The organism is Azospirillum sp. SYSU D00513 (genome assembly GCF_017356015.1).
In the GTDB taxonomy this organism is placed as follows: domain Bacteria; phylum Pseudomonadota; class Alphaproteobacteria; order Azospirillales; family Azospirillaceae; genus Azospirillum.
Genome location: NZ_JAFIQV010000032.1, coordinates 42,663 through 61,994 on the forward strand (window position 1 = coordinate 42,663; position 19,332 = coordinate 61,994).

19 protein-coding genes are annotated in these 19,332 nt (G+C 69.5%); 7 read left to right on the plus strand and 12 right to left on the minus strand.

The features are described from left to right. Positions 1-13: 13 nt before the first annotated feature. The 4 genes from urtD to urtA form a co-directional block, all read right to left on the minus strand. Positions 14-760 (minus strand): urea ABC transporter ATP-binding protein UrtD, encoded by a 747-nt coding sequence (gene urtD / locus JUB11_RS21990; protein ID WP_207460842.1) that lies wholly within the window; start codon positions 758-760, stop codon positions 14-16. Between the two features lie 5 nt (positions 761-765). Beyond that, positions 766-1,899, minus strand: a complete 1,134-nt coding sequence (urtC, locus tag JUB11_RS21995) for an urea ABC transporter permease subunit UrtC (RefSeq protein WP_207460843.1) — start codon at positions 1,897-1,899, stop codon at positions 766-768. Positions 1,900-1,902: 3 nt separating this feature from the next. Next, positions 1,903-3,531 (minus strand): urea ABC transporter permease subunit UrtB, encoded by a 1,629-nt coding sequence (urtB, locus tag JUB11_RS22000; protein ID WP_207460845.1) that lies wholly within the window; start codon positions 3,529-3,531, stop codon positions 1,903-1,905. A gap of 290 nt (positions 3,532-3,821) precedes the next feature. After that, on the minus strand, positions 3,822-5,075 hold the full coding sequence (gene urtA, locus JUB11_RS22005) for an urea ABC transporter substrate-binding protein (protein ID WP_247887243.1): 1,254 nt from the start codon (positions 5,073-5,075) through the stop codon (positions 3,822-3,824). Positions 5,076-5,368: 293 nt separating this feature from the next. Here urtA and JUB11_RS22010 point away from each other — a divergent pair, with 293 nt between their 5' ends. Next, positions 5,369-8,845 carry an ATP-binding protein gene (locus JUB11_RS22010; protein WP_247887238.1) on the plus strand — a complete coding sequence of 1,159 codons (3,477 nt, stop codon included), beginning with the start codon at positions 5,369-5,371 and terminating at the stop codon, positions 8,843-8,845. A 1-nt stretch (position 8,846) separates the two neighbouring features. Further along, positions 8,847-9,800 (plus strand): response regulator transcription factor, encoded by a 954-nt coding sequence (locus tag JUB11_RS22015; RefSeq protein ID WP_207460849.1) that lies wholly within the window; start codon positions 8,847-8,849, stop codon positions 9,798-9,800. Between the two features lie 19 nt (positions 9,801-9,819). Here JUB11_RS22015 and JUB11_RS22020 read toward each other — a convergent pair whose 3' ends face one another. The 3 genes from JUB11_RS22020 to JUB11_RS22030 all read right to left on the minus strand — a co-directional run bounded on the left by JUB11_RS22020 (position 9,820) and on the right by JUB11_RS22030 (position 11,637). After that, entirely contained in the window at positions 9,820-10,590 is a 771-nt protein-coding gene (locus JUB11_RS22020; RefSeq protein WP_207460851.1) for a hypothetical protein, read from the minus strand. Positions 10,591-10,772: 182 nt separating this feature from the next. Continuing rightward, a complete protein-coding gene (locus tag JUB11_RS22025; RefSeq protein ID WP_207460853.1) occupies positions 10,773-11,186 on the minus strand; it encodes a hypothetical protein in 414 nt (137 codons plus the stop codon). 19 nt (positions 11,187-11,205) lie between these two features. After that, positions 11,206-11,637 carry a hypothetical protein gene (locus JUB11_RS22030; protein WP_207460855.1) on the minus strand — a complete coding sequence of 144 codons (432 nt, stop codon included), beginning with the start codon at positions 11,635-11,637 and terminating at the stop codon, positions 11,206-11,208. A gap of 157 nt (positions 11,638-11,794) precedes the next feature. On the opposite strand from JUB11_RS22030, the gene JUB11_RS22035 reads away from it, so the two are divergent. Then, positions 11,795-12,151: a helix-hairpin-helix domain-containing protein gene (locus JUB11_RS22035; protein ID WP_207460863.1), complete on the plus strand. Its 357-nt coding sequence runs from the start codon at positions 11,795-11,797 to the stop codon at positions 12,149-12,151. Between the two features lie 67 nt (positions 12,152-12,218). On the opposite strand, the gene JUB11_RS22040 is transcribed toward JUB11_RS22035, so the two are convergent. Continuing rightward, positions 12,219-12,929 carry a helix-turn-helix transcriptional regulator gene (locus JUB11_RS22040; RefSeq protein ID WP_207460864.1) on the minus strand — a complete coding sequence of 237 codons (711 nt, stop codon included), beginning with the start codon at positions 12,927-12,929 and terminating at the stop codon, positions 12,219-12,221. Between the two features lie 121 nt (positions 12,930-13,050). On the opposite strand from JUB11_RS22040, the gene JUB11_RS22045 reads away from it, so the two are divergent. Genes JUB11_RS22045 through JUB11_RS22055 form a run of 3 tightly spaced genes read left to right on the plus strand, consistent with a single transcriptional unit; the run spans position 13,051 to position 16,033 of the window. Then, positions 13,051-13,452 carry an antibiotic biosynthesis monooxygenase gene (locus JUB11_RS22045; RefSeq protein ID WP_207460865.1) on the plus strand — a complete coding sequence of 134 codons (402 nt, stop codon included), beginning with the start codon at positions 13,051-13,053 and terminating at the stop codon, positions 13,450-13,452. 23 nt (positions 13,453-13,475) lie between these two features. Next, complete coding sequence (locus JUB11_RS22050; protein ID WP_207460866.1) at positions 13,476-14,909, plus strand: AMP-binding protein; 1,434 nt, start codon at positions 13,476-13,478, stop codon at positions 14,907-14,909. Beyond that, entirely contained in the window at positions 14,891-16,033 is a 1,143-nt protein-coding gene (locus JUB11_RS22055) for a thiolase family protein (RefSeq protein ID WP_207460868.1), read from the plus strand. The genes JUB11_RS22050 and JUB11_RS22055 overlap by 19 nt, the downstream gene beginning before the upstream one ends. Before the next feature lie 9 nt (positions 16,034-16,042). Here the strand turns inward: JUB11_RS22055 and JUB11_RS22060 are convergent, their stop codons facing one another. The 4 genes from JUB11_RS22060 to rpoH form a co-directional block, all read right to left on the minus strand. Then, a complete protein-coding gene (locus tag JUB11_RS22060) occupies positions 16,043-16,369 on the minus strand; it encodes a helix-turn-helix domain-containing protein (protein WP_348771487.1) in 327 nt (108 codons plus the stop codon). Beyond that, positions 16,356-16,625 carry a BrnT family toxin gene (locus tag JUB11_RS22065; protein WP_207460869.1) on the minus strand — a complete coding sequence of 90 codons (270 nt, stop codon included), beginning with the start codon at positions 16,623-16,625 and terminating at the stop codon, positions 16,356-16,358. Before JUB11_RS22065 ends, JUB11_RS22060 begins: the two co-directional genes overlap by 14 nt. A gap of 70 nt (positions 16,626-16,695) precedes the next feature. Then, the gene (locus JUB11_RS22070; protein WP_207460870.1) at positions 16,696-17,382 is read right to left on the minus strand and encodes a nitroreductase; all 687 of its coding nucleotides are present in this window, start codon (positions 17,380-17,382) and stop codon (positions 16,696-16,698) included. Further along, a complete protein-coding gene (rpoH, locus tag JUB11_RS22075) occupies positions 17,379-18,281 on the minus strand; it encodes an RNA polymerase sigma factor RpoH (RefSeq protein WP_207460871.1) in 903 nt (300 codons plus the stop codon). The genes JUB11_RS22070 and rpoH overlap by 4 nt, the downstream gene beginning before the upstream one ends. 255 nt (positions 18,282-18,536) lie before the next feature. Between rpoH and JUB11_RS22080 the strand changes: the two genes are divergently transcribed. Continuing rightward, positions 18,537-19,328: a trypsin-like serine protease gene (locus tag JUB11_RS22080; RefSeq protein WP_207460872.1), complete on the plus strand. Its 792-nt coding sequence runs from the start codon at positions 18,537-18,539 to the stop codon at positions 19,326-19,328. Positions 19,329-19,332: the final 4 nt, after the last annotated feature.

A 19,332-nucleotide genomic window follows, 5' to 3' on the forward strand; every position in this document is an offset into this window, starting at 1 on the left:
ATCAATCCTAACCTTAGCGTCCAAGATAGACGTCGATGACCTGGCGGTTGGCGCTGACGGAGTCGAGCGAGCCTTCGGCCAGGACGGAGCCCTCGTGCAGGACCGTGACCTTCACGCCCAGTTCGCGCACGAAGACCATGTCGTGCTCCACCACGATGACCGAGCGGGTGCCCGCGATGGTCTTCAGCAGATGGGCGGTCTGTTCGGTCTCGGCGTCGGTCATGCCGGCGACCGGCTCGTCCACCAGCAGCAGCTTCGGATCCTGGGCGAGCAGCATGCCGATCTCCAGCCACTGCTTTTCGCCGTGCGACAGGCTGCCGGCCAGCCGTTCGCGCCGGGGCGACAGGCGGGTGATGTCCAGGATCTCCTCGATCCGCGCCCGGTCCTTGGGGTTCATTCCGTAGGCGAGCGCCGACCAGGTCTTGCGCGGGTTCTTCAGGGCCAGTTCCAGGTTGTCCCAGACCGTGTGGTTCTCGAAGACGGTCGGGCGCTGGAACTTGCGGCCGATGCCGAGGTTGGCGATGGCCGCCTCGTCCATGCGGGTGAGGTCGGTGCCGCCCTCGAACAGGATGGTGCCGGTGTTGGGGCGCGTCTTGCCGGTGATGACGTCCATCATGGTCGTCTTGCCGGCCCCGTTCGGCCCGATGATGGCGCGCATCTCGCCGGGGCCGATGATCAGCGACAGGCTGTTCAGCGCGCGGAAGCCGTCGAAACTGACCGACACGCCGTCCACGTAGAGCAGGGTGTTCTCGGCGGACATGGGTCTCAGGCTCCCTTGGATGCGGCGGCGGGGACGGCGGCGGCCGGCTCCCGCTTCCTGAAGCGGTCGGCGGCCAGCCCCAGGATGCCCTTGGGCAGGAACAGCGTGACCAGGACGAACAGACCGCCCAGCGCGAACAGCCACAGCTCCGGCAGGGCCGCCGTGAAGTAGGTCTTGCCGTAATTGACCAGCACGGCACCCAGCACCGCGCCGGCCAGCGTGCCGCGCCCGCCGACGGCGACCCAGATCACCGCCTCAATCGAGGCGGCCGGCGCGAATTCCGACGGGTTGATGATGCCGACCTGCGGCACGTAGAGAGCACCCGCCACACCCGCCATGCAGGCGGACAGCGTCCAGACGAAGAGCTTGTAGCGCTCCACCGAATAGCCCAGGAAACGCACCCGGCTCTCCGCGTCGCGCACCGCCACCAGCACCTTGCCGAGCTTGGAGGCGACGAGCGACGAGGCAACCATGTAGCCCGCGGCCAGCGCCGCCACCGTGGCGACGAACAGCCCCACCCGCGTGGCCGGTGCCTGGATGTCGTAGCCCAGGATCTCCTTGAAGTCGGTCAGGCCGTTGTTGCCGCCGAAGCCCATGTCGTTGCGGAAGAAGGCGAGCAGCAGCGCGAAGGTCATGGCCTGGGTGATGATCGACAGGTACACGCCGGTGACGCGGCTGCGGAAGGCGAACCAGCCGAAGGCGAAGGCGAGCAGGCCCGGCACCGCCAGCACCATCAGCGCGGCGAACCAGAACTGGTCGAAGCCCTGCCAGTACCAGGGCAGCTCCTTCCAGTTCAGGAAGACCATGAAGTCCGGCAGCTCCGGGTGGCCGTAGACGCCGCGCGGGCCGATCTGGCGCATCAGGTACATGCCCATGGCGTAGCCGCCGAGCGTGAAGAAGGCCGCGTGGCCGAGCGACAGGATGCCGCAATAGCCCCACACGAGGTCCAGCGCCAGCGCCAGCAGCGCGAAGCTCAGATACTTGCCGAGCAGGCTGACCGAATGCATCGGCAGGTGGAAGGGCGAGTCCGGCGGCACGGCCAGCGCCATGACCGGCACCGCGACCGCCAGGACGGCGAGCACCGTCAGCAGCACGCCGGCGCGCTTGTCGAGGCCGAGGAGAAGGAAACGGGTCAGCATGGGTCAGGCCTCCACCGCGCGGCCCTTCAGCGCGAACAGTCCGCGCGGGCGTCTCTGGATGAACAGGATGATGAAGATCAGCACGAGGATCTTGCCGAGCACGGCGCCGGCGTAGGGCTCCAGGAACTTGTTGACGGTGCCGAGCGCCAGGGCACCCACCAGCGTGCCCCACAGGTTGCCCACCCCGCCGAAGACCACGACCATGAAGCTGTCGATGATGTAGCTCTGGCCGAGGTTGGGGCTGACGTTGTCGATCTGGCTCAGCGCCACCCCCGCCAGACCGGCGATGCCGGAGCCGAGCCCGAAGGTCAGCGCGTCCATGCGGGCCGTGCGGATGCCCATGGCGCTCGCCATGTTGCGGTTCTGGGTGACGGCGCGGATCGCCAGGCCGAACCAGGTGCGCTTCAGCGCCACCAGCAGCAGCCCGAAGACCAGGAAGGCGAAGATCACGATCCACAGCCGGCCATGGGTGATCACCAGCCCGCCCAGCTCGAAGGAGCCGGACATCCAGGAGGGGGCGCCGACCTCGCGGTTGGTCGGGCCGAAGATCGACCGCACCGCCTGCTGGAGCACCAGCGACAGGCCCCAGGTGGCGAGCAGAGTCTCCAGCGGGCGGCCGTAGAGCCAGCGGATCACCGTGCGCTCGATCAGGACGCCGACGGCGCCGGACACCAGGAAGGCGACGGGAATGGCGATGAGGATGGAGGCGTCGAACAGGCCCGGCGCGTAGGTGCGGATGGCGTCCTGCACCAGGAAGGTCGCGTAGGCGCCGATCATCACCATCTCGCCGTGCGCCATGTTGATGACGCCCATGACCCCGAAGGTGACGGCCAGACCGATGGCGGCGAGCAGCAGCACCGAGCCGAGCGACAGCCCGTACCAGAGATTCTGCGCCATGCCCCAGAGCGACAGGCGCATCTCCACCGCCTCGAAGGCCTTGTCGGCCGCGGCCCTGACGGCCGCGCTGGCGCCCTCGGCCGAGCGCACGGCGTTCAGCAGGGCCAGCGATTCCTGGTCGCCGCGCGCGCGGATGGTCTCGATGGCGCCGAGCCGGTCGGCGTCCGGCGTGCCGGCGGCGGTCAGCAGGATGGCGGCGCGCGCCTGCTCCATGATGCTCCGCACGGCCGGGTCGTTCTCGCGCCCGAGCGCCGTCTCTAGCGCCGCCAGCCCGTCCGGGTTGCGGGTCTTGAACACCGAGTCCGCCGCCGCACGGCGCGCACCCGCGTCGGGGCTCATCAGCGTCAGCGAGCCGAGAGCCGCGCTGATGGCCCGGCGCAGGCTGTTGTTGATGCGGATCTTGTCCACCGCGCCGCGCCCGGCCTCGCCGAGCGCCGCGCCGCCGAGCGGATCGGTCAGGGTGTAGCCGCCATTGGACGCGCTGCCGCGGACCACCTCCCTGTCCTCCTTGCGGACATAGAGGTCGCCGGCCTCCAGCGCCTGGAGCACCGGCACGACGGCCGGGTCCCCGGTCTGGGCCAGGGCCGCGATGGCGGCTTCGGTGTCGGCGAAGCCGCCCGCGCCGAGGTTGCGGACCAGCGGCTTCAGATCGGCGGCGAGCGCCCCGGACAGGGTGGCGGCGGTGGCGGCGACCACGAGGAGCATGGCCGCCCAGAGGCGGAGAGCGCGTGGCATGGCGGAATTCCTCAGGCAAACTGTCGATGCCCTCTCCCCCGGAGGGGAGAAGCAGGGTGCGGGAAGCCGCGAGACCTCCCCGACCTATCGAGCCGAGACTTTGCCCTACCCTTCCGTCATCCCCGCGAAAGCGGGGATCCAGGCCAATGCGGCAACGTTCCCGAGTTGCCCTGGATCCCCGCGTTCGCGGGGATGACGCATGAAGGGGAGAGGCTTCGATCCGGCGAGAGAGCCCTCTCCCCCGCAGGGAAGAGGGCTGTCCAAGGCTGGCGAACTAGAGCCTCAGATCCTCACGACCCCTTGCCGCCGCACTTGCCCGTGGCGGTGTTGAAGTTGCCGCAGGACATCGGGGCGCGCCAATCGGAGATCAGGCTCTTGCTGTCCGGCAGGAAGTCCGACCATTCGTCGCCGACCACCAGGCCCGGGGTCTGGGAGACGATCTCGAACTGGCCGTTCTCCTGCACCTCGCCGATGAGGACCGGCTTGCTGATGTGGTGGTTCGGCATCATGGCCGAATAGCCGCCGGACAGGTTCGGGACGGTGACGCCGATCAGGCTGTCGATGACCGCGTCGCTGGCGACCGTGCCGGCCTTCTCGACCGCCTTGACCCACATGTTGAAGCCGATGACGTGGGCTTCCATCGGGTCGTTGGTCACGCGCTTGGGGTTCTTGGTGAAGGCCTGCCACTTCTTGATGAAGTCGGCGTTCTCCGGCGTGTCCACGGACTGGAAGTAGTTCCAGGCGGCGAGATGGCCGAGCAGCGGCTTGGTGTCCACGCCGGCCAGCTCCTCCTCGCCGACCGAGAAGGCGACGACGGGGATGTCCTGGGCCTTGACGCCCTGGTTGCCGAGTTCCTTGTAGAAGGGAACGTTGGCGTCGCCGTTGATGGTGGAGACGACGGCGGTCTTCTTGCCGGCCGAGCCGAACTTCTTGATGTCCGACACGATCGACTGCCAGTCGGAATGACCGAACGGCGTGTAGTTGACCATGATGTCCTCGGCCTTGACGCCCTTGCCCTTCAGGTAGGCCTCGAGGATCTTGTTGGTCGTGCGCGGGTAGACGTAGTCGGTGCCGGCCAGCACCCAGCGCTCGACCTTCTCGTTCGCCAGCAGATAGTCGACGGCGGGGATCGCCTGCTGGTTCGGGGCGGCGCCGGTGTAGAAGACGTTGCGCGAGGACTCCTCGCCCTCATACTGCACCGGGTAGAAGAGGATGCCGTTCAGCTCCTCGAAGACCGGCAGGACCGACTTGCGGCTGACCGAGGTCCAGCAGCCGAACACGGCGGCGACCTTGTCCTTGCTCAGCAGCTCGCGGGCCTTCTCGGCGAAGAGCGGCCAGTTGGAGGCCGGATCGACGACCACCGGCTCGAGCTTCTTGCCCAGGACGCCGCCCTTCTTGTTCTGCTCCTCGATGAGCATCAGCATGACGTCCTTCAGGGTCGTCTCGCTGATCGCCATCGTGCCCGACAGCGAGTGCAGGATGCCGACCTTGATGGTGTCCTGCGCGCGGGCGACGGCCGGCGCGAAGACGGAGGCGGCGAGCATGGCGAGGCCGGCGGCGGCGGCCAGCGTGCGGGTGGTCTTCAACATCGTCTTGCTTCCCCTGTTCATTGACCGGTGCCCGTTGGCCGGGGCCGGCTCGGCTGCAAAGCCTGGATCTGCGCGCCTTCGAGCGGCGCGCGCCATACAGAAGCCCTATGCCGGAGACTTTACCCACGGGGTCCGGTGCGCGTATCTACGTCAAATGCCCCATATGCTCCGACCCCCGTCCGGTGGTGTGCCATGAGACAGCCGAAGACGGCGCGCGTGCGCCGCAACATTGCCGGAGGCTTGTCATCATGGCCTGGAGCATCCAGGATGCCGCGGTGCGGCGGCGCCTGCGCGGCCGCGGCGGGGCGGAGCGGGACGGCATGAGCGCCACGCAGAGGATCGTCCGCGAGCGGCGGCAGTACAACCAGCTCGCCGCCGACGAAACGCTGGAGGACTATGCCCTGCGCTATACGGCGCAGCGGGCAAGGCGCTGGCCGGCCTGGCGGGTCTCGCACACGGCGCTGGGCGCCATCTCCTTCCTCGCCTGCGAGGCCATCGGCGCCGCGATCACCCTGTCCTTCGGCTTCGCCAACGCCATGGCCGCGATCCTGGCGGTCGGGATCCTGAACTTCCTGGTCGGTCTGCCGATCACCCGCCACGCGGTGCGCGCCGGGGTGGACATCGACCTGCTGACGCGCGGCGCCGGCTTCGGCTATCTCGGCTCCACCATCACCTCGCTGGTCTACGCCTCCTTCACCTTCATCCTCTTCGCCATCGAGGCGAGCATCATGTCCGCCGGGCTGGAGCTGGTGTTGGGCATCCCGCTGGCGGTGGCCCACGTGATCAGCTCTCTGGCGGTGATCCCCATCGCCGTCTACGGCATCCGCTTCATCAGCCGCATGCAGGTCGCGACCCAGCCGGTCTGGCTGGTCCTGCAATGCGTTCCCCTGGCCTATCTGTTCCTGCTGGACGGATCGGACTTCGCGGCCTGGACGGCCTTTCCGGGCATCGAGGGGCGGTCGGACGGGGGTCTGTCCCTGCTGCCCTTCGGCATGGCGGCCTCGATGCTGCTGTCGCTGCTGCCGCAGATCGGGGAGCAGGTGGATTACCTGCGCTTCCTGCCCGACCGCGCGCGCATCTCGGGGCGGAGCTGGTGGTGGGCGATGCTGGCCGGCGGGCCGGGCTGGGTGGTGGTGGGCAGCCTGAAGCTCGCCATCGGCTCGCTGCTCGCCTTCGTAGCGCTGGAGCACGGCATCCCGGCGCTGGACGCGGCCCAGCCGACCATCCTCTACCACATGGCCTTCCTCGACCTGTTCGGGTCGCCGGGCGCGGCGCTGGCGCTGACGGGGATCTTCGTCGTCGTCTGTCAGATGAAGATCAACGTCACCAACGCCTACGCCGGCTCCATCGCCTGGTCGAACTTCTTCTCCCGCCTGACGCACAGCCATCCGGGCCGGGTGGTCTGGCTGGTCTTCAACGCGCTGCTCGCCCTGCTGCTGATGGAGATCGGCATCCTCGGCGTGATCGAGAGCATCCTGGCGCTCTACGCCAACCTGGCGGTGGCTTGGCTGGGGGCGGTGGCGGCCGACCTGACGATCAACAAGCCGCTGGGCATCAGCCCGCGCCACATCGAGTTCAAGCGCGCGCATCTCTACGACATCAACCCCGTGGGAATCGGCGCGCTGCTGCTGTCGGTGCTGTCCTCCACGCTCGCCTTCTTCGGGCTGTTCGGGCCGGTGCTCCAGGCGCTGGCGCCCTTTCTGGGGCTGCTGGTCGCCGTGGCCGCCGTGCCGGCCATCGGCTGGGCCACGGGGGGACGCCACTACATCGCCCGCCGGTCCGAGGGGCTGCCGGAGGGCACCGAGCCCCTGCGCTGCTCGATCTGCGAGAACAGCTTCGAGCGGCCGGACATGGCGCATTGCCCGGCCTACGCCGCCCCCATCTGCTCGCTCTGCTGCTCGCTGGAGGCGCGCTGCCACGACCTGTGCAAGACGAACAGCCGCTTCGGCGACCAGATCGCCCATTTCCTCCAGAAGGCCCTGCCCCGCCCGCTCGCCGCCGGGGTGCGCAAGCGCACGGGCCACTTCATCGGGGTGATGAGCCTGTTCACGCTGGTGATCGGCGGGCTGATGCTGATCATCGACTTCCATTTCAGCGCCGCCGCCCCGACCGAGCGCGCGGCCATCCACGCCGCACTCCTGACCGTCTTCTTCAGCCTGCTGATCCTGGCGGGCGTGGCCTCCTGGCTGCTGGTGCTGGCGCATGAGAGCCGCCAGAAGGCGGAGGAGGAAACCAGCCGCCAGACCGCCATGCTGATGGAGGAGATCGAGGCGCACGAGCGCACCGACGCGGCCCTCCAGAAGGCCAAGGAGGTGGCGGAGGCCGCCAACGCCGCCAAGAGCCGCTACATCATCGGCGTCAGCCACGAGATCCGGGCGCCCTTGAACGCCATCTCCGGCTATGCCCAGCTTCTGGAGCGCAAGGCCGCCGAGCGGCCGGAGGACGCGGTGCGCGTGATCCGCCGCAGCTCCGAGCATCTCTCGAACCTGATCGACGGGCTGCTCGACATTTCGAAGATCGAATCCGGCCAGCGCCGCATCAACCGCGACAAGGTGCGGCTGATCGAGCTGCTGGACCAGATCGTGGACATGTTCCGCATCCAGGCGGCGACCAAGGGGCTGGACTTCACCTACGCCCGCCCGCCGCACCTGCCGGCCTACGTCCACACCGACGAGAAGATCCTGCGGCAGATCCTGATCAACCTGCTGTCCAACGCCGTGAAATACACGAGGGAGGGCTCGGTCGGGCTCAGCGTGCGCTACCGCAGCCAGATCGCCGAATTCTCCATCACCGACACCGGCATCGGCATCCGCGAGGAGGATCTGGAGCGCGTGTTCGAGCCCTTCGAGCGTGGCCAGGGGCCGGCGGTGCGCGCCGTGCCGGGGACGGGGCTGGGGCTGACCATCACGCGGCTGCTGACGCGGATCATGGGGGGCGACATCACGGTGACGAGCCGCTTCGGCGAGGGGAGCTGCTTCCAGGTGCGGCTGCTGCTGTCGGAGGCCATGCACGACGGAGGCTCCGACGCCGACCGGCGCCCGCCCGCCGGCTATGCCGGGCCGCGCATCAAGGTGCTGCTGGCCGACGACGACCGCCACCATCTGGAGCTGATGCGCAACATCCTCCAGCCTCTGGGGTTCGAGCTGTTCATCGCGTCGGACGCCACGAGCTGCCTGGACCTCGCCGCGCAGTGCGAGCCGGACCTCGCCCTGCTCGACATCTCGCTGCCCGGCGAGAGCGGCTGGGACATCGCCGAGGCGGTCCGCGGGATGCGCGGCGACGCCGTGCGGATCATGATGGTCTCGGCCAACGCCTACGAGGCGCAGGGGCCGGGCGACGGCCGGGCGCCGCACGACGATTTCCTGGCCAAGCCCATCGAGATCCAGGCGCTGCTCGACAAGGTGCAGGCGCTGACCGGGCTGGAATGGACCCACGCCGTGCCGCCGGCCCCCGAGCCGGTCCCGGCGCCCGAGCCGCAGCGGGCCGCCCTGCCGGTTGCGTCGTTGCGCCACATCGACGACCTGCGACAACTGGGCCGGATCGGCTATATTCGGGGGATCGAGACCAAGCTGCGCGACATGGAGGCGGAGGATCCGGCCAACGGCCCCTTCGTCGAGCGGTCGCGGGGGCTGGTGCGCGCGTTCGACCTGAAGGGCTTCATGACGCTGCTCGACACGACCAAGGCGGCTGCAAATCCCTCCAACACCATCGGGGACGGCGCCTGACATGCAGCAGCGCGGCATGGTGCTGGTGGTGGACGACACGCCCGAGACGCTGGGATTCCTGACGGACGCGCTGGAGGCGGCGGAGCTGACCGTGCTGGTCGCCACGGACGGGGAGAGCGCCCTGGATCTGCTGGGCCAGATCACGCCGGAGCTGGTGCTGATGGACGCGGTGATGCCCGGCCTGGACGGGTTCGAGACCTGCCGCCGCCTGAAGCAGGAAGCGCACCTGTCGCACCTGCCCGTGATCTTCATGACCGGCCTCAGCGACACCGAGCATGTCGTGCGCGGGCTGGAGGCCGGCGGCGTCGATTACGTCACCAAGCCCATTGTGGTGAACGAGCTGCTGGCCCGCATCCGCGTCCATCTCGCCAACGCGCGCGCGGCCCAGGGCGCCCGCATGGCGCTGGACGCCACCGGCCGCTTCCTGCTGGCGACGGACGCCGGGGGGCGGCTTCTTTGGTGCACGCCCCAGGCCGGTCGCCTGCTGGCCGGCCTTCTGCCCGGCGCCGACGCGCCGGAGACGGCGGTCTCCGCCCGGCTTGCCGAGGGGCTGACCCGCTTGCGGCAGGGTGGCGGCGGCGGCGCCACCTTCACGCTGGACGTGGACGCCACTGGCGGCAGCGGCGAGGGCGCCGAGGCCGAGGAAGCACGGCGGCTGGAATTCTCCTACCTCAGCCCCGGCAACCCCGGCGAGTTCCTGTTCCGCCTCAGCGAGCCCGTCGCCGGCAAGGACGAGCTGTTCCTGAAGGAGGCCCACGGCCTGACCGCGCGGGAGGCCGACGTGCTGCTGTGGATCGCGCGCGGCAAGTCCAACCGCGACATCGCCGAGATCCTGGGCATCAGCCCGCGCACCGTGAACAAGCACCTGGAGCAGGTCTTCAGCAAGCTGGGCGTGGAGAACCGGGCGTCGGCCACCGCCATCGCCATGCGGACGCTGGCGGCGCGCGGGGCGTGAGGCCCGGTTCCCGCCCGGCTCAGCCCCCGCAATATTGCGCGACCGTGTAGCGACCGGCGATGCCGTAGGAGGCCTTCGGCCGCATGATGTACTCGCTGCCGCCCACCGGACGCACGGGGTTCAGCCTGTCGGTGGCGGGCGCCCAGTCGTAGGTGTAGCCGAGCCGCGTCCAGGGATAGCCGTTGGCCTGGTAGGAGCCGCGGAAATTGCCGTTGTACCAGGCCGTATAGGCCGGGTCGGCGCCGGCTGGCGGCATGCCCGTGTCCACCGAGCAGGAACCGTCCGTCACCTCCGTGTCAGGGCAGGGCCGGGCGAGGTCCGACGGCTTGATCCAGAGTTCGACCACCCGGTCGTAAGCCGCCTCAGGACGGAGCCCCAGCCACTGCTTCACCCGTGAGACCTTGGCGGTGGTGTCGCCGGGAACCGCCTTGCAGAAGGCCTGCAACTGAGGCACCGGCGTGACCCACACGGTGCCCCAGCTCGCCGGGGCCGTGCGGGCCGGCGGGTCGGCCGCGTAGTATCTCTGGAAGGCTGCCTCGTTCATGAAGCTCGCCACCTTCACCCGAGCGTTCGGCCCCTCACTGTCCCAGACCAGCCCCGGCGTGGAACGGGTGAGCGCCAGCAGCCCACTGTAGACCTCCGCCTGTTCGGGGATGGCGGCGTTCTTGAGCGCGGTCAGGTAGAGCTGCTGGGCGTCGGGCGGCTCCGGCGCCGTGGCGACCGGCGGGACCGCGGCACTTCCGGCGCAACCCGCGAGCAGGGCGAGGGAGAGGATGGCAAGGGCACGCATGGCTGGAGGCTCCTCCCCGGATGTTCGGCACATGTTGACCTGAACCGGGGACGGATTTCACGTAAATCTTTTTGGATTCTCTATCCAAGTGGACTTCATGTGCCGGCGAATTCTCTTGTATGCTCCATGGCCGATTACGCCATTCGCAAGTCCAAAGAGCCAATGGCGCTATTCTTTACCCGTTATTCTGCGGCGGCAGCCTTCCGGGGACGTCCACCGAGCTTGCCGTTCTCTTTTGCCGCTCTGGCCTTCGCGTCGGATTTCGTGGCACCTCCACGGCGCGCAAACACGGTGCCGAGCGGCAGCAGATCCGCCAACAGCCCTCCAATATCGACATGAACGTCGAATGAGCCGACCGCAAGGGCGTCCCCAAGAGCCGACAAGCGCAGCTCTGTCATTTCCGCCTGCGTGAAATGAGAGAACTCCCTGATTTCCGAACGCGGGATCGCGATGGTGGCTTTCGGCATCTCAATGATCACTGCATCGTCAGCACCGTTGTACCGCACCCCTTCCGCAAGACTCGCCTTTGCGAGCTGGGCTCGCCCAACCGCAAGCCCAGCCTCATATTGCTCGGGCGTGATTTTGTTATAGGCCATTGCCGTTTACCCAACCTTGCTAAAGGAGTTGTTCATATATGGATCCATCCGAGAGACCGACCCTTAGAGTCTTCCTGCTTGGTTCATAAGCCGCTTCCAAAATCTGGAGTGCTCCTTTTTCGAAGCGTTCCAACACGATGATTTTTCCCGCCCGGCAGTGGACATATTGGTTCGAAAGGCAAACGGTGCCCATCACCTCCCACCAGCGCTTTCGAACCTGAACCAAGTTCCGGTAGACCGCTTCACCAACCTCATCAAGAACCGATGCCTGCGGTGCTTTTCGGGCGTTCCTTGGGCGCAGATCCCAAAAATCAACATCGTCCGATTCAAAGTAGAATTTGAATCGAGCTGACCAACCCTCCGCGTCGCAATCGGCGTGAACATGCGGAGGGCAATGCTCACCACGGGTTTTAACAACGATTTCAATGTTGCCAACCTGAGCAATAGGCATGGAGTATAAACCTAACAAGATGGGTTTCAAATATGCCTGAAGGGATATCCCAACCTGTTAGGTTTTGCAAGACATGAACTGCTGCCTCTGCCCTCGCGCGGAACCCTCCCCACCCCCAAAGCGTTGCAGGGCCTGAAAAGATCGGGAGGTCAAAGCTATGGATTTGGACAAGAAGACGATCGCCGGCGCCGTGGCCGCCGTGGCCGTGGGCGCCATCGGGGCAGCCGTGGCCTACACCACGCTCGGCAAGTCGGAAAAGGGCGAGAAGCGGGCGAAGCCGACCAAGGGGAAGGCCAAGCTAGCCCAGCAGAACCAGGAAGCGGCGGCCCCCACCGGGCCGATCAACCTCAACCAGGCGAAGCCGGCCGACCTGATGACGCTGAAGCACATCGGCAAGGCGCGCGCCAAGCGCATCCTGCAGAGCCGCCCCTTCCGGTCGGTGGACGAACTGGTTTCCAAGGGGCTGGTGCCGGAAGAGACCTTGGCGCGCCACCGCGACCGGCTGACGGTGTGATCCCGGCGCCTTGAATCCGGCGACGTGATCGGAACGGGTCCGTGGGAGTCATCCCGCGGACCCGTTCTTACATCTGGATGCCGAACAGTTCGCGCAGCGCGCCCTGCCCCTTCGGCGTGACCGACAGCGCACGGCTGTTGCCGATGCGGCGGAGGAAGTCCTGTTCCAGGAACCGGGCGCAGAGGGCGGCCCCGATCCGTCCGGCGAGGTGCGGCCGGCGCTCGCTCCAGTCCAGGCAGGGGCGGCAGAGCGGGCGCGAGGAGCGCCGCCGTCCGTCATCGCCCAAGTCATCCAACGCTATGCCCAGGTCGCGGAGCAGCGCGGTTCCCGCGTCGGTGACGATCCCCGCCCCATCCTCGAACTCGACGGCGCCGCGTTCCAGCAGCGCGTCGGTGACGGCCACGCCCAGTTCGCCGGCGAGGTGGTCGTAGCAGAGCCGGGCGCGGCGCATCGCCGCGTCGCGCGGGCCGACGGCCGGCAGGGCGCGCGACGGGGGCGCCATGGCGGAGGCGACCTGCATCACGGTCTCGATCATCCGCGCCACGTCCGGCGTGGCCAGCCGGTGGTAGCGGTGGCGGCCCTGCCGCTCCACCAGGATCAGCCGCGCGTCGGCGAGTTGCGCCAGATGGCCGCTGGCGGTCTGCGGCGTGATCCCGGCCACCCCGGCCAACTCGGTCGCGGTCAGCGCCCGGCCGTCCATGAGGGCGGAGAGCATCGCGGCGCGCGCGGGCTCCCCCACCAGCGTGGCGACCTCGGCGATCCGGTTCGTGCTGACCATGGGGCATCCTCCTGACGCGAGGATAGCAGGGGAAGGCGCGCCCGTCGCTTCGGCCGTGGCCGAAGCATTCCCCGCCCGTCCCATGCGATCCTCATTCCGTTCCATGGGCCGGGAGTTCGCCATGATCGCCGTCATCTTCGAGGTCGTCCCGCGTCCGGAGGCACGGGCCGCCTATCTCGACCTCGCGGCGGAGCTGCGGCCGTTGCTGGAGGGGATCGACGGCTTCCTGTCCATCGAGCGCTTCCAGAGCCTGAAGGACGAGCGGAAGATCCTGTCGCTGTCCTTCTGGCGCGACGAGGAGGCGGTCCGCGCCTGGCGCAGCCTCGCGGCGCACCGGGAAGCGCAGGCGTTGGGGCGCGGCGGCGTGTTCGAGGATTACCGGCTGTCCGTCGCGGAGGTCGTCCGGGCCTACGGGCTGGCTGACCGGGAACAGGCGCCGGAGGATTCCCGGCGCCATCACGGCGGCGGGGGCGGAAAAGCTTTGACAGGCCGGGCGGCCATGGGCCTTTGTCGACAGCCGTGACCATCCCTTTCAGAACATCCCCGATGCAGTCTTTCCCGACGGTGACGGCGCCCCTGGCGCATTGGGCGGCGGTCCGCGGCGCGGCCATGGCGGTCGATGACGGCGCGCGCCGGCTCGGCTTCGCGGAGTTGGCCGAGGCGGTGCGCCGCCGCGCGGCGGAGATCGAGGCGCAGGGGCACGGGCCCGTCCACTGGCTGCGCGACGCCGAGTTCCAGATCGACCGTCTGGTGGATTTCTGCGCCATCGCCGCGACCGGCCGGGCGGCGGCCGTGTCCGACCCGTCCTGGCCGCCGCGGCTCCGCGCGCGGGTGGAGGAGGCTTTGGGCGGGAGCCGCCGTCCCGTGCCGCCGCTCGGGCCGGAGAGCCCCTTCTATCTCGGCTTCACCTCCGGCAGCACCGGCCTGCCCAAGGGCTTCCGGCGCGACCACCGGAGCTGGACGGAAAGCTTCCGGATCTGCCGGGAGCAGTTCGGGCATGACGCCGACGCCACCATCCTGGCGCCGGGGCGCCTGTCCCATTCCCTGTTCCTGTTCGCCATGCTGCTGGGGCTGTGGACCGGCGGCGGGGTGCATGTCCAGGACCGCTTCTCAGCACCCCGCTGCCTGGACCTGCTGGAGGCCGGTGCCGCGGGCTGCCTCGTGGCGGTGCCGAGCCAGCTGATGCTGATGCTCGAGGCGGCGGAGCGGCGCGGGGGTGCGCCGATCCTGGGGGTGCGGCTGATCCTGATCAGCGGGGCGCGCTGGATGCGGCAGGAGACGCCACGCCTCGCCGCCCTCTTCCCGAACGCGCGCGTCGTCGAGTTCTACGGCGCGTCGGAGACCAGCTTCATCGCCTGGACCGACAGCGCGCCGGATCTGCCCGGCACGCTGGTCGGGCGCCCCTTCGACAATGTCGAGCTGTCGATCCGCCGGGCGGACGGGACGCCCTGCCCCGCCGGCGAGGCCGGGCTGATCTTCGTGCGCAGCCCGATGCTGTTCGACGGCTACGCGCTGGGCGACGACGGCAGCCTGCTGCGCGACGGGGACTGGATCTCCGTCCGCGACATGGGCTTTCTCGACGGCGCGGGGCGGCTGCATCTGGTCGGGCGCGAGAAGCGGATGATCGTCACCCAGGGCCAGAACCTCTTCCCCGAGGAGGTGGAAGGCGTGCTCGCCACCCATCCCGCCGTCGCCGAGGTCTCCGTGCTCGGCACGCCCGACCCCCTGCGTGGCCTGAAGGTGGCGGCGGTGGTGCAGGCCCGGCCCGGCGAAGCGCTGGACCACAAGGCGCTCGCCGCCTTCTGCCGGGAGCGGCTGCAGGCCTTCAAGGTGCCGCGCCTGTTCTTCGCGCGCGAAGACTGGCCGCGAACCGCCGGCGGCAAGACCGACCACGCGCGGATCGCCGCCGAACTGGCCGCCCTGCTCGGCGGCGCCGATGGCAAAGGCGACGGAGAGGCCGCGTGCCTGCGCCGGATCTAGCCATCCTCGGCTGGGCGCGCAGCCCGGTGGCCCCCGTGGGCGGGCTCTTGCGCGGGCTGACGCCGCATGGGCTGGGCGCGCCGGTGGTGCGGGCTCTGCTGAAGCGCACGGGCGTCCCGGCGGAGGCGGTGGGTGCGCTGGTCGCCGGCAACGCGCTGGGGGCCGGCGGCAACCCGGCGCGCATGGTGGCGCTGGCGGCGGGGCTGCCGGACGGCACCCCGGCGCTGAGCCTGGACAGCCAGTGCTGCGCCGGACTCGACGCCGTGATCACGGCGGCCGGCCTGATCGCCGCCGGAAACGCGGAGCTGGTGGTGGCCGGCGGGGTGGAGGCCTGGAGCCGGGCGCCCCTGCGCTTCCACCGCCCCGCCGGCCCTGAGGAAGCGCCGGAGCCCTACGACCGCCCGCCCTTCGCCCCCGACCCCGCGCGCGATCCCGACCTGTTCGAGGCGGCCGCGGACCTCGCCGCCCGGCGCGGCATCACCCGCGCGGCGCAGGAGGCCTGGGCCGTGGAGAGCCACGCCCGCGCGCTCGGGATGCGCGCGGCGATGCGGGCGGAGATCGTGCCCTTCGACGGGCTGGACCACGACCCCTACGCCCGCCCGCTGACACCCGCCCTGCTGCGGCGGATGCCGCTCGTGACCGGGAACGGCGACACGGGCCTCAGCCGGATCGCGGCGTCCCCCAGCGCCGACGGCGCCGCCTTCGTCCTGCTCGCCACGCTAAACGCGGCGCGGCGGCTGGGGGTGAAGCCGCGCGCCCTCTACCGGGCCGGCGCTTCGTCCGGCGGCGCGCCGGAAACACCGATGCTCGCCTGCCTCCCCGCCTGCCGCCGCGCGTTGGAGCGCGCCGGCATCGGTGTGGGTGATCTCCGGGCTTTCGAACTGCACGAGGCCTTCGCCGTGCAGGCGCTCTGCGTCATGCAGGACCTCGGCCTCGACCCGGCCATCGTCAGCCCCAGCGGCGGCGGGCTCGGCCGCGGACACCCCATCGGCGCGTCCGGCGCCGTCAGCCTCGTCCGCCTGCTCGCCGACCTGGATCGGGACGCCCCGCCGGGCGCGCTGGGGCTGGCGACCATCGCCGGCGCGGGCGGGATCGGGTCGGCGGTGGTGGTGGAGCGGGCGTAGGAGTTGCGGTCAGGCGGCCTTCAAAGCGCGCTTCACCGCGTCGGGTTCCTTGTCGATGACCAGCAGCAGCGTCTTGGCCGGCCCGCTCGGCATTTTGGCCCCGCGCTCCCATTCCTGGAGCGTGCGCAACGGCAGGCCGAAGGTTTCGGCGAAGGCCGCCTGACTCAGGCCCGTTCGCCGCCGCACGGCCGCGACGTCGAACGGCAGCGCCATGTCGGGAGCGACGTCGGGATCCTCTTCGATCTGCCGGGCGATGTCCTCGTCCGTCGTCGCGTCGAACGCGGCCCAGTCGGTTTCCCGCAATGCCCGCAGCGCCGCCTCCCTACTCCCCTGCACGGTAGGCATCCTGTTCCCTCCTGTTGGCCTTGCGCAGCGATATGATCCGGCGGACATCATCACGGTCGGTGTAGACGCAGACGAACAGCCGTCCGTCGATCAGTCCGCGCGCGACCATTCGAGTCTCGCCATACTGGAAACGGTCATCTTCGGCGATCCGCTCCGTGCCATTGAAAAGCAGTTCGGCCAGCGCGAGCGAGAGGCCGCGCGTCGCGATGTTCGCCTCGTCCTTCGCCGGGTCCCATTCATACCGCATGGGAAAATCATACGCTTAAGGCGTATGGCAGGGAAGCGGGTTGCCAAGCGTAAAGGGGCGCTTCGCCGCCCTACTCCCGCACGCTCACGAACTCTCCGACCGCCAGCCGCTCAGTGCGCACGGCGTTCTCCGGCGCCGTTTCGTCCGGCCAGCCGATCGCCAGTCCACACACGACGAGCTGGTCGTCGGGCAGGTCCAGCGCCCGGCGGATCACCGTCGGGTAGGAGGCCAGCGCGCCGATGCCGCAGCTTCCCAGCCCCTGCGCGGTGGCGGCCAGCATCAGGCCGTAGAGGCACATGCCGAAATCCATGTAGCAGCCGGTGCCGAGCCGGGCGTCGATGGTGGCGACCAGCGCCACGGGGGCGTCGAAGAAGCGGAAGTTGCGGGCGAACTGCGCGTCGCGGGCGGCGCGGTCCTCGCGGCGGATGCCGGCGGCGTCCTGGAGCGCCTTGGCGGCGGCCACTTGGCGCTTCTTCAGCGCCATGGGCATGGGGTCGGGGAAGTAGCTGTAGTCCTCCGGCTCGGCGGCACCCGCCCGGAAGGCCTCGGTCAGGGCGGCGGTCAGGCGGTCGCGCGCGGCGCCGCGGACCAAGACGAAGCCGCCGGGCTGGAGGTTGGCGCCGCTGGGCGCCCGGCGCGCGGCGGCGAAGAGCCGTTCGAGAAGGTCGTCCGGCACGGGGCGGTCGAGGAAGCGCCGCGTCGAGCGCCGGCCCTCGGCCAGCGCCTCGAAGACGCCCGCCCCTTCGCCCGCGGTCATGCCGGGACCAGCGCGCCCGGAACGCCCTGCACCGCCTCGGCCAGCGCCCGGACCTGCCGGGCGACCTTCTCGAAGGCCTTCTCCTCGATCTGGCGGATGCGCTCGCGGCTGACGCCGAAGCGGGCCGACAGGTCCTCCAAGGTCAGGGGGCGCTCCGACAGGCGGCGGGCCAGGAGGATGGTGCGCTCCCGCTCGTTCAGCACGTCGAGCGCCTTCTGGAGCAGGGCGCTGCGGCGCCGGGCCTCCGACCGCTCGATCAGCGTCTCCTCCACGCTCGGCCGGTCGTCGGCCATGAGGTCCTGGATTTCCGTGCCTCCGTCGGCGCTGGCCGGCGCGTTCAGCGAGGCGACCGGCTGGCTGATGCGCCGGTTTACGTCGACGACCTCGTCCTCCGTCACCGACAGCTCGCGGGCGATCAGCCCGACATTCTCCGGCGCCATGTCGCCGTTGCCGAGTTCGCCGAGCTTGCGCTTCAGCCGGCCGAGGCTGAAGAACAGCTTCTTCTGCGCCGCCGTGGTGCCGATCTTCACGAGGCTCCAGGAGCGCAGGACGTATTCCTGGATGGTCGCCTTGATCCACCACATCGCGTAGGTGGACAGGCGGAATCCCCGGTCCGGCTCGAACTTCTTCACGGCCACCATGAGCCCGACGTTGCCTTCGCTGATGAGGTCGGTCAGGGGCAGGCCGTAGCCTCGGTAGCCGGCGGCGATCTTCACGACCAGCCGCAGATGGCTCTGCACCAGCGTCTGGGCGGCCCGGACGTCGCCGTGCTCGCGCCAGGCCTTCGCCAGCATGTATTCCTCTTCCGACCCGAGAATCGGGTAGCGGTGGGTCTGCTGGATGTAGTTGGACAGGGCTTCGCCGGAATCGGGCGAAGAAAGCGCAATCGCGGTGCTCATGTCACATCCTCATGCGAAGCGATATGACGGATCCCGGTTCCCGACATGGCGAACCGGGGCCTCTCCGGCGGAGCAGGCACGGGCGATTTTAATCAGCGCGCGGCGGCGGTCAATGGCATCGTGTGGGTGCTGCACCACCCCACCGCAATCCTGCCCTGTTGATAAATTCGTCCGTATGACCATGGTTTTGCTGCGCGCGGGACCGGCCTGCCCGTAGCATGGCAAATGGGTCTCGGGACCGGTGGTGAGGGCGGCATGAGGATGAAGAGGGCGGCGGCAAGAGGTGTTGCGCGCGGGCGGGCGGCGCTGCTTGCCGCCTGCCTGCTCGCCTCCCCGCTCCTCTCCGCCGGCCCCGCCCGCGCGGTGATCGAGGGCTCGGACGTCCGGGAGGGCGAGGCCATCGCGGCGTCGGCCGCCGCCGTGAAACTCGGCGACGCCGGCAACGACTTCCTCGGCCTCTGCTCCGCCGCACTCATCGCCGACGGCGTGCTGGTGACGGCGGCACACTGCATCCAGGGCGATCCGGCCCATTCCGCCGTCCTGTTCGGGACCGACATCAACCATCCCGGCGCGGAACGGCGCGAGGTGCTGTCCTGGACGCTCCACCCGAACTGGGAGCGGCACAGCCAGCGCGACCGGGGCGACATCGCGCTCGTCCGCTTCCGGGGGACGGCACCGGCCGGGGCGCGCCGGATGGAGATCCTGTCCGGCGACATGACCCTGACCATCCGCGACCGCATCCTGCTGGCGGGATACGGCATCGACGACGCGCGGGCGCGCAGCGGCGTCGGTGTCCTGCGGCAGGGAACCACCCGCATCGTGCATCCGCGCGGGAAGACCGAGATGGTGGTGAGCGCGCGCGGGGGCCGCGCCTGTTCCGGCGATTCCGGCGGGCCGGTCTATGTGGAGAAGAGCGGCCGGCTCTACCTGCTGGGCGTCATCTCCTTCGTCTCGGGCCGCGCCTGCCGCGGTCCGGGCGTCATCACCGACGCGCTCTCCGTCCGCGACTGGATCACCGGCACCGCCGCGACGCTGGCGGGGCCGTAATCGC

Excerpts from the sequence above, each read along its gene's own strand:
- JUB11_RS22020 (WP_207460851.1), bottom strand. The coding sequence starts at position 10,590 with ATGCGTGCCCTTGCCATCCTCTCCCTCGCCCTGCTCGCGGGTTGCGCC.
- urtD (WP_207460842.1), bottom strand. The coding sequence starts at position 760 with ATGTCCGCCGAGAACACCCTGCTCTACGTGGACGGCGTGTCGGTCAGT.
- JUB11_RS22045 (WP_207460865.1), top strand. The coding sequence starts at position 13,051 with ATGATCGCCGTCATCTTCGAGGTCGTCCCGCGTCCGGAGGCACGGGCC.
- JUB11_RS22065 (WP_207460869.1), bottom strand. The coding sequence starts at position 16,625 with ATGCGGTATGAATGGGACCCGGCGAAGGACGAGGCGAACATCGCGACG.
- JUB11_RS22040 (WP_207460864.1), bottom strand. The coding sequence starts at position 12,929 with ATGGTCAGCACGAACCGGATCGCCGAGGTCGCCACGCTGGTGGGGGAG.
- JUB11_RS22070 (WP_207460870.1), bottom strand. The coding sequence starts at position 17,382 with ATGACCGCGGGCGAAGGGGCGGGCGTCTTCGAGGCGCTGGCCGAGGGC.
- urtA (WP_247887243.1), bottom strand. The coding sequence starts at position 5,075 with ATGCTCGCCGCCTCCGTCTTCGCGCCGGCCGTCGCCCGCGCGCAGGAC.
- JUB11_RS22015 (WP_207460849.1), top strand. The coding sequence starts at position 8,847 with ATGCAGCAGCGCGGCATGGTGCTGGTGGTGGACGACACGCCCGAGACG.
- JUB11_RS22035 (WP_207460863.1), top strand. The coding sequence starts at position 11,795 with ATGGATTTGGACAAGAAGACGATCGCCGGCGCCGTGGCCGCCGTGGCC.
- JUB11_RS22080 (WP_207460872.1), top strand. The coding sequence starts at position 18,537 with ATGAGGATGAAGAGGGCGGCGGCAAGAGGTGTTGCGCGCGGGCGGGCG.
- urtC (WP_207460843.1), bottom strand. The coding sequence starts at position 1,899 with ATGCTGACCCGTTTCCTTCTCCTCGGCCTCGACAAGCGCGCCGGCGTG.
- JUB11_RS22030 (WP_207460855.1), bottom strand. The coding sequence starts at position 11,637 with ATGCCTATTGCTCAGGTTGGCAACATTGAAATCGTTGTTAAAACCCGT.
- urtB (WP_207460845.1), bottom strand. The coding sequence starts at position 3,531 with ATGCCACGCGCTCTCCGCCTCTGGGCGGCCATGCTCCTCGTGGTCGCC.
- JUB11_RS22025 (WP_207460853.1), bottom strand. The coding sequence starts at position 11,186 with ATGGCCTATAACAAAATCACGCCCGAGCAATATGAGGCTGGGCTTGCG.
- JUB11_RS22050 (WP_207460866.1), top strand. The coding sequence starts at position 13,476 with ATGCAGTCTTTCCCGACGGTGACGGCGCCCCTGGCGCATTGGGCGGCG.
- JUB11_RS22010 (WP_247887238.1), top strand. The coding sequence starts at position 5,369 with ATGGCCTGGAGCATCCAGGATGCCGCGGTGCGGCGGCGCCTGCGCGGC.
- rpoH (WP_207460871.1), bottom strand. The coding sequence starts at position 18,281 with ATGAGCACCGCGATTGCGCTTTCTTCGCCCGATTCCGGCGAAGCCCTG.